At 55.1% G+C, this 12,536-nt stretch carries 13 protein-coding genes; 4 read left to right on the top strand and 9 right to left on the bottom strand.

What is annotated here, in order from left to right:
* The first annotated feature begins 10 nt into the window (after positions 1-10).
* Positions 11-943 (top strand): sensor histidine kinase, encoded by a 933-nt coding sequence (locus AC1AY0_RS01845; RefSeq protein WP_476524205.1) that lies wholly within the window; start codon positions 11-13, stop codon positions 941-943.
* Positions 944-949: 6 nt separating this feature from the next.
* Here AC1AY0_RS01845 and AC1AY0_RS01840 read toward each other — a convergent pair whose 3' ends face one another.
* The 9 genes from AC1AY0_RS01840 to AC1AY0_RS01800 form a co-directional block, all read right to left on the bottom strand.
* Positions 950-2,560, bottom strand: a complete 1,611-nt coding sequence (locus AC1AY0_RS01840) for a PGAP1-like alpha/beta domain-containing protein (RefSeq protein ID WP_476524204.1) — start codon at positions 2,558-2,560, stop codon at positions 950-952.
* A 2-nt stretch (positions 2,561-2,562) separates the two neighbouring features.
* Positions 2,563-2,892: a hypothetical protein gene (locus AC1AY0_RS01835; RefSeq protein WP_476525636.1), complete on the bottom strand. Its 330-nt coding sequence runs from the start codon at positions 2,890-2,892 to the stop codon at positions 2,563-2,565.
* Positions 2,893-3,119: 227 nt separating this feature from the next.
* Positions 3,120-3,608 carry a DUF6466 family protein gene (locus tag AC1AY0_RS01830; protein ID WP_476524304.1) on the bottom strand — a complete coding sequence of 163 codons (489 nt, stop codon included), beginning with the start codon at positions 3,606-3,608 and terminating at the stop codon, positions 3,120-3,122.
* Positions 3,609-3,691: 83 nt separating this feature from the next.
* Positions 3,692-4,729, bottom strand: a complete 1,038-nt coding sequence (locus tag AC1AY0_RS01825) for a vWA domain-containing protein (protein ID WP_476525634.1) — start codon at positions 4,727-4,729, stop codon at positions 3,692-3,694.
* Entirely contained in the window at positions 4,726-5,784 is a 1,059-nt protein-coding gene (locus AC1AY0_RS01820) for a VWA domain-containing protein (RefSeq protein WP_476524199.1), read from the bottom strand. The genes AC1AY0_RS01825 and AC1AY0_RS01820 overlap by 4 nt, the downstream gene beginning before the upstream one ends.
* Complete coding sequence (locus AC1AY0_RS01815) at positions 5,781-6,344, bottom strand: hypothetical protein (protein ID WP_476525938.1); 564 nt, start codon at positions 6,342-6,344, stop codon at positions 5,781-5,783. Before AC1AY0_RS01815 ends, AC1AY0_RS01820 begins: the two co-directional genes overlap by 4 nt.
* A gap of 2 nt (positions 6,345-6,346) precedes the next feature.
* Positions 6,347-7,294: a DUF58 domain-containing protein gene (locus tag AC1AY0_RS01810; protein ID WP_476524197.1), complete on the bottom strand. Its 948-nt coding sequence runs from the start codon at positions 7,292-7,294 to the stop codon at positions 6,347-6,349.
* A complete protein-coding gene (locus tag AC1AY0_RS01805) occupies positions 7,291-8,382 on the bottom strand; it encodes an AAA family ATPase (protein ID WP_476524195.1) in 1,092 nt (363 codons plus the stop codon). Before AC1AY0_RS01805 ends, AC1AY0_RS01810 begins: the two co-directional genes overlap by 4 nt.
* A 95-nt stretch (positions 8,383-8,477) precedes the next feature.
* Complete coding sequence (locus AC1AY0_RS01800; protein ID WP_476524194.1) at positions 8,478-9,167, bottom strand: uracil-DNA glycosylase; 690 nt, start codon at positions 9,165-9,167, stop codon at positions 8,478-8,480.
* A 124-nt stretch (positions 9,168-9,291) separates the two neighbouring features.
* On the opposite strand from AC1AY0_RS01800, the gene AC1AY0_RS01795 reads away from it, so the two are divergent.
* The 3 genes from AC1AY0_RS01795 (at position 9,292) to groL (ending at position 12,406) form a co-directional block, all read left to right on the top strand.
* Positions 9,292-9,978 carry a LytR C-terminal domain-containing protein gene (locus AC1AY0_RS01795; protein ID WP_476524192.1) on the top strand — a complete coding sequence of 229 codons (687 nt, stop codon included), beginning with the start codon at positions 9,292-9,294 and terminating at the stop codon, positions 9,976-9,978.
* 294 nt (positions 9,979-10,272) lie between these two features.
* Complete coding sequence (locus tag AC1AY0_RS01790) at positions 10,273-10,512, top strand: cold-shock protein (RefSeq protein ID WP_476524190.1); 240 nt, start codon at positions 10,273-10,275, stop codon at positions 10,510-10,512.
* Between the two features lie 268 nt (positions 10,513-10,780).
* Positions 10,781-12,406, top strand: a complete 1,626-nt coding sequence (groL, locus tag AC1AY0_RS01785; RefSeq protein WP_476523336.1) for a chaperonin GroEL — start codon at positions 10,781-10,783, stop codon at positions 12,404-12,406.
* Positions 12,407-12,536: the final 130 nt, after the last annotated feature.

The raw sequence follows: 12,536 nt of genomic DNA, 5'->3' as shown, positions 1-12,536 counted from the left end.
GATGGGTGTCATGATGATTGTGGGACTGGTAGTCGGGTTGGTGCTGGGCATTACCGTGACAGCTGTGGTCTATGGACGCGAGATGCGACGCATGGCGAGATTTCTGAACGAACGGCCTGCGGGAAGCAACTCGCGTCTGGATGTACAGCTGCCGGGTAGCGCGTTCCGTGAACTGGCCCGAGCGATTAATGGTCAACTGGATGCGATTCAATCCGAGCGTATTGCGATGATGACCAAAACGCAGGAGTTCCAGCGTGAGTTATCAGCGCTCGCACATGACGTGCGCACGCCGTTGATGGGTGCGCAGGGGCATATCCAGTTGGCATTGGATGAGCATATTGAGGACGATCACACCGAGCAATCCGTTGCCTCTTGGCGCCGTCATCTGACGGTAGCCCTCCACCGGTTGGATGATATGCACGGCTTGCTTGACCAGCTGTTTGCCTACGCCCGTGCTAATGATCCTGATCAGACGCTCGATGTTGAACGGGTGGAACTCTATCCGCTTATCGCCGAAGTTCTGGTTGGGCATTACCCAGAGTTTGAGGAGCATGGCTGGGAGCCAAGCCTTCAATTCGACGATCAGCGTTTTGCATTAGAGGCTGATGCCACGGCATTGCGCCGCATTGTCGACAATCTCATCACCAACGCATTGCGCCATGGTAGCGGTGCGCCGGTAGTGAGACAACATGGCGATACGGTAACCTTCGCTAATCCCATTACGGAATCGGAGGACGAATCAATTGATCCGGCCCAGCTGTTCGATCGTTTCTATCAGGCTGATGATGCACGCGGCAAACGAGGTTCCGGATTAGGGCTTGCTGTCGCCCAATCTTTGGCGCATGCCATGCATCTACACCTCTCTGCAACAGTGAACCGAACCGATTCCACTCCTTCCCTCATTATCACCTTGCAGCATATGCCGGGCGAATCTCACAGTTAACCGACGCTATTCGTGCATGAGATTCATCTGCGCGGAATAGTCAGCTGGTGCCTGAACAGTGCTGGAGGTCATACGGCCCTGGAAGTAGCGGGTTTCCTTCAGTTCGCCATCGATAACGTTTTGGAAATGCGACTCGTGCCGCTGCAATGCCGGTGATCCTAAATCAGTGGCGTTCTGATAGGCGGCCTGATGGTATTTGATCCAATGGCTGATTTCCCGACCGTCCGTAGCGCCACCAGCCACAGGTGCAGCATCATACGCTGTTTCGCCATAAATCGGCGTTGATCCAGGCGTGCAGGAGCCATCGGCGTTAATGGTGCTGGAAGTAGCTGCTGGCGCAGGGGAGACATGACCGCGAACAGTCAGCCAATTCTTGGTATTTGGGTTTGCAGCTCCATCCAAAGCAGCCACGAGCTCATCGTCGATTTCCACACTGGTCACCCATGTATCGGCCGGAATCGGATGATTGGCAACCGGCGAACCCGCGGTAACCACATGCTCGATGTTGTAATCCTCCGCCCAATCGGAAGCAATAGTGGCCGCCACAATGCCGCCTTGCGAATGCCCAATCAACGCCACCGGTTCATCTTTGCCAATGCCAGCCTGTTGCATAGCTTCAGTCACCATACGCACGCTGTCCGCACGCATGCGGCGTTCCTTGTCTGAGCTCATCAGCTCCACATTCTGTTCCCAGCCGAAAGGTGAATCTGCTTTACCGTCAGTGCCCGGGATGGTAACCAGCCAAGCGTTGGTGCCATCGGTTTTCTGATATCGCTGAATGGCTATAGTGCCATATTCAAGACCACTATCGAGATGAATTTTGCCGAGCCTTTCTTCGGCAAGACGGCGTAGATTCTCCATAGATTCGCCCACGCTAGTGCTCGATCGCACTACCTCGTTGCGCGCGTACACTTCGGTAATTTCAATATGATTGCCCTGCACAATGTCTTTTACAGGCCCGGAAATATTGGCGATTTTGCCTGCGCCCTTATTGACCTCATCGGTGTGCGCCACGCCTTTGCCTATGGCAATACCGGACATCATTGCGCCGATACCGCTCAACACGCCTTCCTGGAAAGGATACGTGGAGGTAGACATCCACGATGCATTGGGCTTACCCTCAATCACCCAACCGGAGATAAGACCACCCATCGCCACTGCGGCAGTGCCAATCATGGCATGCCCAGGCTTGTACTGTGTGCCGGCCTGAATCGCTTCGGTGAACACGCGTCGCACGGATAATTCAGCTTCCGAATACAAAGCGTGAGCACGAATAAGCAGACTTGCCGTGCTCGATAACTCAGCACTGAGTTTGCGGCACGCCAATGCATGTTCTTGGCAACGGTTGCCCAACGCGGCATATGCAAGAGTGCTATGACCGGCTGCTGCAGTTGTTGGGTCGCCAGTGCTCAGCGCTGGGCACATTGGCGCACTAGTACGGTGTAATTGCAATTGCAGTGCAGCGCTACTCCATGATGTAGCAAGCGCGTCAAAACCAGACGCTTCAGCGTCCAAAGCTTTGGCAATCGCCGTATATTCCTCCAAAGTGGCAGGAGCATAGCCGACACCGCCATAGACCGAGGATTCCACTTGCCAGTAATATGCGGATTCAGTCATGATTACCCCCATGCAAGTCGATAGGTGGCATCCATGTCAGAAGCCAATACTTGGCAGGCTTGTGTGAGCTGGTCCAGATTCCTGCGGAATAGATTGGCGGCATTGCCGGTCCAGACAATGTTCTTTGCCTGAGCTGAAGCTGTGGCATAACGGTCGCAGACCGCAAGCGTGGCGGCTTGCTGCACGCCAATGAGATTGCGGCTACGTTCTACGGCGGCATGGCATGGGCAGGAACCATAATCAAACGGCGTCACCGTGTTGCCGGCGAACCCTCCGATATGGTTCGGAGAGGAGAGCGTACTGGAGCTGGGATTCATCATAAAAGTGTTCATGAATCCAGCTAAAGGGATAGTGCAATCGTCTGTCCAGCCGAATCGACCTATGTGGTTCTAGCTTATGAAAAAAGGGCTGGTTTATACACATTTGTTGTGCATAAACCAGCCCAGAGTAGATTGCTATACCGAAATTTGCGCTGGCTCCGTGAGGCTACCCCTCAGTCGGCTTCGCCGACAGCTCCCCTGACAAGGGGAGCCAAAAGGAGGCAGTAAAAAATCACGTATCACCATGGTTTGGTGGTGTTGCCATTGTTTTGTGTGGTTTTCTGCTCGGATTTGGTATTCGATTGCGTGTCCGTGGATTGCTGATTCGCCTTCATCAGCTCTTCCACCTGCTTCTTCTGCTCTTCAGTTAGCGCGCCACCCTTTTTAGCGTTCGACTGCGAAGAACCGGAAGCCTGCGCAGCTTCAGCCTGCGAACTCTCACCATTCTGCTGCACTTCAGCCTGCTTCAATGTGATTTTCGTCAGCTCAGCAGAGATAGAAGCGTTGGTATCAATGGCATCACGAATCTGAGGCAACAGCACTGCACGCATCTGACCAGCCTCAGCAAATTGAGCATCAGTCTGTTGCTGCTGTGCATTCAACGTGCTCACATCAGTGGAAGAATCCTGCGCAGCCTTAAGATTCGAAGTCAGCGATGCTGTAGCCTGATTGAATTTGATGGTAGCGGAAAGATTCGCAGCTGCGACACCTGCCGCCACCATCAGCACTACCGCGATGACAATCAACGCGATACGCACACCAAGCGATACTCGCGCTCGTCGTGCTTTGTTAGGTGCTGTTGCAGAAGCATTCATAGCAATCTCCTCGAAGTGGCAATCCAAGCGCCGAACTCACAAGCCAGCAGCACGGCCAGCGCAATCGCCAATGGCCAAACCACTGCAGTGGTGCGCGTGCGTTCCTTAGTCGTAGTGGTAACACGCCATTGCTGAGAGGTTTTACTGGAAGTCTGGTCGGCCAACGTAGTGGATTCATTGACGGCAATAAAAGTGCCGCTAATCTCATCGGCGATATCCTTGAGATTCTTTTCATCCATTTTCGAAATACCAGGCTGACCGGTATCCGGGTCGGTAACCCACTGATCAGTAGTGCTTGAGTCGCCGGCACTCACACCATCAGCAATTACCGGAATCTTGCCGCCCTCAGTGGAGCCCACGCCTACAGTGAAACCATCATCTACATACTGCCGCAGGGAAGAGAAAGACCTCCTCGCCACATTCGAGGTCTGCTCACCGTCGGTGATGAGATACAACACAATGGCATCATCAGGATGAGCATCACGAATCGACTTGGCCGTCACCAACAACTGATCGATTGGAGCATCCAGACTCGAACCGGAAGACACGGATGTGGATTCCACAGCCAACGTATCCGCCCAATTATCAATAGCGGGAGCATCAGGAGTCAGCGGAACATCCAATGTGCCGGAAGCCCCGAACCGAAGCGCAGCAAAGCTGGCATCAGAATATGTAGCGGTGATACCGTGCACTGCCTTACGTGCAGCTTCGATACGGCTGATGGTCTCACTGGAACCATATTGCGCGTCGGAAACAGCCATGGAACCAGTCGTATCCACAGCAATAATCACATCCGTAGCATTGATGGCACGAGACGTAGTAGGAGCCACCACACTCGGAGTCAACACCATCAATGCGGCTACCGCCAGCATCAGCGTTCGGCGCACACATGCCCACACGGTTTCATCCGTGGCATTGGCCTTGCCCCGGCGAACAAACTGCACAATCTCAGCAATAGCCATCACAGCCAGTGCTCCAGCGAGACTGCCGCCTGCAATCCAGCCAAGAGCGGGGGAGAAGGTGAATCCATTCATCGCTTCAACCTCCATGCACAAGCAATGCCAACAATCAGCGCTATCACCGCAGCCAATGTCCACCAGCCGGGAGCGTCAGACATTGAAGCCTTGGCCTTGCTTTCCGATTCGGTATCCCTTCGAGACTGAATATCCTTAACCAGTTCGTTAACGGACTGGCCATTGGATTGGGTGAGGAATACTCCACCATGGGATTCGATGGCAGACTTCATATCCAGCGTCGCCTGATCGTTCTCGCTCGACTTCGGGCCAGAGTAGAGACCATCTACGGAAATCTTGGTTTGCGTAGTCAGATCAAGGGCTTCAGACAATGAATACGTAGGCTTTCCGGACACCACATTATCGGTGGCCAGCACAATCGATGCAGCACGCTGACGTTCGGCATTCGCCTCACTAGCGGAACCATAAGCGAAACCGGGCAGCATAGCCGCACAAGACACCACACCATCGCCAATCAGAGATGTAGCATCCTTTCTGTTCTGCGTACCTTCCAACCAGTCCGCGATTTTCTGGTAATCCGCATCCGACATCTTATCGATATCGTCCTGGGTTTCCACACCCTTCAATGCTTTGCTGGCTGCAGTGAGCTGCTCGGTTACCAGATCATAATCATCGGTAAGCGGGAACACAGTGCGTGATGTGGAGTTAAAAATACTCAAGCCGATACGCTCGCCTTGGAAATGCTTGATCAATTCCAAATAGGTGTCAATGACCTCGCGATCGTACGGCAACGTAGAACCGGATACATCCAAGCACAAAACAATATCTCTGCTTGAAGCTCGTTCATCACTGGCATCCACTTGAGAAGGGCGTGCGATCAGCGCAATAGCCAATATCAATGCCAATGCAAGCATGACCACAGCAATACGGTTCAACGCGCGCCATTGACGGAATAGACGGGAGGCATGCTCTGTATTGAGATCATCATCCAGTGAGAACACCGCCTCGTCAGAAGCGTTATTGCGCCGTTTCAGCACGATGGCTAGCACGATAATAGCCAGTGCCACTAAGGCGCCGGCGAGTGCAGCCCAAGGCCAATGCCAAGCTAGCATCATGCTCGCCACCTTTCCACAAGATTAGAGACCCATTCCGCGGCCTGTTCCACTGTTACTGTTTGCGCGTGGATATTGAACGCCGAATCCGCGAATTCCGGCGGATACAATGCCTCAATAGTTTGACTCAGCATGTCCAGCCCCTGCCTGTTCGCAGTGGAACGATCAATGCGAGTCAAATCGGCAAGCGTGCTGGATTTGAGCGATCTGCCGCTGGCTGCCGTGGCGAATTCGCGGGCAATCAAAGCAAGTTCCACGAATGCGTCTTCACGAACGAGCTCGCCATTGGCGTACCGAGTCAGCACATCATCAATGCGTGCGCGCCATTGGGCTTTGGCGCTGGCGTTGCGATGCGCTCCGCGCAGCTGTTTGTCTGTACGCGGCTTGCGCGGCGGGCGAGACAATACCACGACGGCAATGATCAGACCGATGGCCAGCAGTAGGCATACGGCAATCACGGCAATCAGTGGCCCGGTGATGGAAAGTGCGTCTGCTGGATGCAGATCGCTGGGATCTACAGCAAGATTTACCGCATGATTGACAGCACGAGGGAGGATCGTCATGGTCATGAACGATCACCTGCCAGACTCAATTCAGGCATGCTGCCCAGCTGATTACGAGTGGTTCGAGCCAAAGCTACAGACACCAGTTGCACGAAACGGTCAAACATCTCCTCACTGGAGCCGGCGTGAATCATGAACGATCCGGTACGGTTCAATTCCTGCTCCAATGCGGCTGCAAGATACTGACGATGTGTTTCCACCTGTTGTGCGCTGGTTGCTGCACGCAAAAAAGCCGGCACCCTGCGGTTGGTCACGCCATCCAGCGGGGCGGCATGCCCCTTCGCCAGTGGTTTGAAAGGATTCAGCGTCGCCACATCGATAAGCACTATCGGATGGGTTCTCGCGATACGGCGGAATTCCGTAATATGACGCTCCGCAATGGCCAACTCGTCGGTTGCCAGCACAATCAGTGCATGCTGATCCTTGATACGGCGGGCATACTCGAGCAGCGCATCAATATTGCGCTTGTGATTCCACGTGCGATTGAGGGATGCGTCCAGAGTTCGTTCAAACTGCGCAAAACCACCGTTGAACGGGATACGAGTGATGCTCGCCTCGTCACCGAACACGATGGATACGTCATCTGAGCGGCGCAGAGACAAGGCCGCGAACATGCGCAACGCATTGGCGGCCACATCATACGCGTGCTCGCCCGAAGGGCACATGCCGGTCATTTCACGGCCCACGTCCATAAGCAGCCATACGCGGGAAGTGGATAGCCTCTCGCGTTGCACCACCATGGGTTGGCCCTGCCTGGCGCTGGTTTTCCAGTCGATTAGGCGGGATTCATCCCCGGGCTCATAGGCGCGCACATCCATAACGTCACCGGCACCGCCACGGCGGCCGGACGCATGCTCACCCTCCAGAACACCCAATGCCTTACGCACGGTGGGAAGGCTGATTTGGGTGCCGAGGGTCTCGATTTTCCTACGAATAGAATCTGAACTCACGGAACAGGAACCGTTTCGACGATCTTATCGACAATCTGATCACTGACCACGCCATCGGCAAGAGCCTCAAACGTGAGCACGATACGGTGGCGAAGCACCTCATGGGCGAACGCCTTGATATCTTCCGGTATCACGTAATCGCGGCCGGAGAGCAGTGCCTTTGCCTGACCGATACGGGTCAGCGCGATAGTGGCGCGTGGAGAAGCACCCAGACGAACCAGCGAAGACAAGCCCTTAATCGGTCGAGAGCCAGCGCCACGAGAAGTGGCGGCGATATCAACCGCGTACTTCATGATGGCATCGGAGACATGCACTCGACGTGCCGCCTTGCGCAGGAATTCCACATCGTTCACCGTGATGCGTTCGCCGGTGATGGTATCCGGACCGATCATATCCGAGCCGCGTCGGGTCAGCATGGCCAGCATGCGGGTTTCCTCATCGGCGGTGGGGTAGGTCATCACAGCTTTCATCATGAAGCGATCCATCTGGGCTTCAGGCAGGTTGAACGTGCCTTCTTCCTCAATGGGGTTTTCCGTGGCGATCACCATGAACGGCTTCGGCAAAGCGATGCGCTGGCCACCGATAGTGGTGGCACCTTCAGCCATGGCTTCAAGCATGGCTGACTGAGTTTTGGCGTTGGAACGGTTGATCTCATCGAGCAACACAAAATTAGCGTGAATCGGGCCGATCTGCGTGGTGAACTTCTGAGATGCGAAGTCAAACACCTGTGTGCCGGTAAGATCGGACGGCATCAAATCAGGCGTGCATTGCACGCGCTTGAACGAGCCGGAAACACAGGTTGCCAGCGTTTGTGCCGCAGTGGTTTTCGCTAGACCAGGCACGGATTCAATAAGAATATGGCCGCCAGCGACCAAAGTGACGATTAACGATTCGCGCAGATTATCCTGACCGACCAGCGTCTGGGAGAACCTCGAACGAATGGTATCCGCCAGCATGCGTGCACGCTTGGCGTCATCAAGGCCCAGAGGGGCTGCGGTTCCTGGAGCCGGTGCCGCTACGGGAGTGGCCAACGGGCGCTGAACAGACGGTTGCGGAGGCAATTGTGGTTGCGTGGGGAACAAAGTCATGCCCACCACTGTAACTACCTACGCTGACTGCAAGCTTGGGAAATGATTGATTTTCCCAAGCTTGCACACTCAAACAGCATTGCCTGGCTAGTGAATCACAGTTGCCAATCCACTGCAGAAGCACCCATGGAAACCAGTGCTTGATTCGCGCGAGAGAATGGTTTGGAGCCAAAGAATCCACGGGATGCAGACAGTGGGCTCGGATGCGGAGATTTAATAATGAAAGCGTTGGTCAGCAGTGGTTCGAGACTCTGCGCATTTCGCCCCCAGAGAATAGCCACTAATGGTTTGGGCTTGCCTTCAGCATCAACACGGGCGTTCAATGCACGGATGGCTGCCTCGGTAACTTGCTCCCAGCCTTTGCCCTGATGTGAGTTGGGGCGTCCGACTCCTACGGTCAGGCATCTGTTGAGCAGCATGACTCCGCGCTCAGTCCATGGCGTCAAATCGCCATTGGCAGGCATCGGCACGCCAAGATCATCCACCAGTTCCTTATAAATATTGATAAGGCTTTTCGGCAGTGGGCGCACGTCGGGAGCCACGCAGAAGCTCAGGCCCACAGGATGGCCTGGCGTGGGGTACGGGTCTTGGCCAACAATCAGTACTTTGATGGAGTCAAAAGGAATGGTAAAAGCGCGCAGAACATTATGGCTTGCGGGCAGCCACGGCCTGCCAGCCGCATTTTCGGCTCTCAGAAAATCGCCCATCTGATGGATGTTCGGCTCTACTGGGGCCAGCGCCTTGGCCCAGCCTGGTTCAACCAGTTCGCTCAACGGTTTGATCATGGTTCAATACTGTAGCCAAACGTGCATATACGGTGCACGTCCGGTTCATAGCAGGCGGCGCGGTAGCCCATTTCGTGCCGGACGGTTACACTCGTGGGTAGTTTTGCATTAAGGAGGGCGGCTTATGGCACGCGACAAGGTGACCTACGAATCGTATGAGCAGGACCTCTTCGATAATCCACCGGCGGGTCCGGTCGGCGCACACCGTGGCTCTCGCCCGGTGATTACTCGCATTGCACCGTTTATTGTTGTCATTATTGTTGCGGCGTTGTGCGGTTTCACTGCTTGGGCTGTCAGCAGTGGCGAATATCAGAATCTGTTGAATTTGAAGTCTACTCAGACGTCGACTACGGCGAGCACAACCACCAAGTCAACAACAAAGTCGGATACAACCAAGTCCGATTCTTCTTCTGATTCTTCCGATTCGACTCAGTCGGATTCCACGGATTCGTCCAGCTCCGATTCTTCATCGTCGGATTCCAGCACTTCTTCTGATACGTCCAGCAGCGATCAGAGCACGCAGCAGCAGACCGAAACCGCTACTGTAAATAAGGCCACTCAGGTTCGCGTGGTGAATGGCACTGGCGTTTCCGGTTACGCTGGCCAGAAGGCTGACGTACTGCAGACTTCCGGCTACACCAGCGTGGTAGCGGCCAACCCGACTGGCTCATTGCCGTCAGCTACGGTTGTGTGGTACGAGAATGAATCGGATAAGGCGACTGCTCAGGATGTGGCTAACACCTTGGGTATCAGCACGGTTCAGCAGGTGCAGGGATTGGCTGCTCCGATTACCGTAGTGCTGATGAACTAATAGCCGCTGAGGTAACGAATATCGAATAGCGGATATGATTGAATGCCGTTCTGGGTAAACGCCCGGGGCGGCATTTTGCTATGGTTTTGCTACACATTATTGAGTATTACAAGTTGATTTCAGCTCATTACGTGAGACATTTTCACCGATTACTTTGATTAATGATTTGTAATGTTCCCTCTTCACGGTACAATCTTTCACTAGTCGCGAGGTAGGGGGGAGCGCGATGCGGTTCTTTCTACGTTCCCTATTGGCATTTTTCGCGACGCCTAGGGAACAAAGGAAAGATCAAATATGGCACAAGGTACCGTAAAGTTCTTCCTTGCCAAGAAGGGGTTCGGGTTCATACAGCCGGACGGCGGCGGCGAGGACGTTTTCGTGCATTACGCGGAAATCAAGGACGACGGCAGCAACAACAAGTTCAAGATGCTGTATGAGGGCGACCGGGTGGAGTACACGCCCGTTTCGTCCGGTAAAGGTACTCAGGCTAAGGACGTCGTCAAGTTGTCTTCTGGCGAAGAACGTTCCGAGTGAGTGGTTTTACCTGTGATGACGCTGAAAGTCTCGGCTGGTTGGTTGCAGCCGGGACTTTTTTGTATTCTCCTGCAATTCCCTACGTCTAATTTCATGCCCATAGCGCAATCGCCAAACGCAATGTTGGCACTCTCGGTCGGTGAGTGCTAATGTCTCAGTTAGCACTCGGAGGTCGAGAGTGATAACCGGCAGCTGACGGCCGGTGGTCTCGGCTCGATACTTGCGAGTGATAACCGGTATACATAGCCATTTGGAGGAACACACAACCATGGCAAAGATCATTGCTTATGATGAGGAAGCCCGTCAGGGCATGCTGGAGGGCCTCGACAAGCTCGCCAACACCGTCAAGGTCACCCTGGGTCCGAAGGGCCGCAACGTTGTGCTTGACAAGACTTACGGTGCTCCGACCATCACCAACGATGGTGTGTCCATCGCCAAGGAGATCGATCTCGAGGATCCGTACGAGCGCATCGGCGCTGAGCTGGTCAAGGAAGTCGCCAAGAAGACCGACGACGTCGCCGGCGATGGCACCACCACTGCAACCGTGCTGGCTCAGTCCCTGGTTCACGAGGGCCTGAAGAACGTTGTTGCTGGTTCCAACCCGATCGCTCTGCGTCGCGGCATTGAGAAGGCCACCGAGGTCATCGTCAAGGAGCTCGTTGCAGCTGCCAAGGACGTTGAGACCAAGGACCAGATTGCTGCTACCGCAACCATTTCCGCTGCTGATCCTGAGGTCGGCGAGAAGATCGCTGAAGCTCTGGACAAGGTCGGCCAGGACGGCGTTGTGACCGTTGAAGACAACAACCGCTTCGGCCTGGACCTCGACTTCACCGAGGGCATGCGTTTCGATAAGGGCTACATCGCTCCGTACTTCGTCACCAATGCTGACGACCAGACCGCTGTTCTCGAAGATCCGTACATCCTGCTGACCTCCGGCAAGGTGTCCTCTCAGCAGGACATCGTCCACGTGGCTGAGCTGGTCATGAAGACCGGCAAGCCGCTGCTGATCATCGCTGAGGACGTTGATGGCGAGGCTCTGCCGACCCTGATTCTGAACAACATCCGCGGCACCTTCAAGTCTTGCGCTGTCAAGGCTCCGGGCTTCGGCGATCGCCGTAAGGCCATGCTGCAGGATATGGCCATCCTGACCGGTGCTCAGGTTGTTTCCGACGAACTGGGCCTGAAGCTCGACTCCATCGACGTGTCCGTGCTCGGCCACGCCAAGAAGGTCATCGTCTCCAAGGATGAGACCACCATCGTTCAGGGTGCTGGCTCCAAGGAAGACATCGACGCTCGCGTTGCTCAGATTCGCGCTGAGATCGAGAACACCGATTCCGATTACGATCGCGAGAAGCTGCAGGAGCGTCTCGCCAAGCTGGCCGGCGGCGTGGCCGTCATCAAGGTCGGCGCTGCTACCGAGGTTGAGGCCAAGGAGCGCAAGCACCGCATCGAAGATGCAGTGCGCAACGCTAAGGCTGCTATCGAGGAAGGCCTGCTGCCTGGTGGTGGTGTGGCCCTCGTTCAGGCTGCTGCCAAGGCTGAGTCCGATGAGGCTGTGACCTCTCTGACCGGCGAAGAGGCTACCGGTGCCGCTATCGTGTTCCGCGCCATCGAAGCCCCGATCAAGCAGATCGCTGAGAACGCTGGCGTGTCCGGCGACGTGGTGATCAACAAGGTTCGTTCTCTGCCGGACGGCGAAGGCTTCAACGCTGCCACCGACACCTACGAGGACCTGCTGGCCGCTGGCGTTACTGACCCGGTCAAGGTGACTCGTTCCGCTCTGCAGAACGCTGCCTCCATCGCTGGTCTGTTCCTGACCACCGAGGCCGTCGTCGCCAACAAGCCGGAGCCGAAGACCGCTGCTCCGGCCGCCGGTGCCGACATGGGCTACTGATCCAACACGGATTAGCGCATAGCCAAGCTAGCTGAATAGCTCATAAGGGGAGTTTCCTACGGGAAGCTCCCCTTTTTAGGTTTTCTGGCTCCCCTCTGAAGAGGGGAGCTGTCGAACGTAGTGAGACTGA

It is taken from the genome of Bifidobacterium sp. LH_416 (assembly GCF_056357055.1).
Note: the sequence above shows the minus strand (reverse complement) of the source record. Positions and strands in the feature narration are given on the sequence as shown.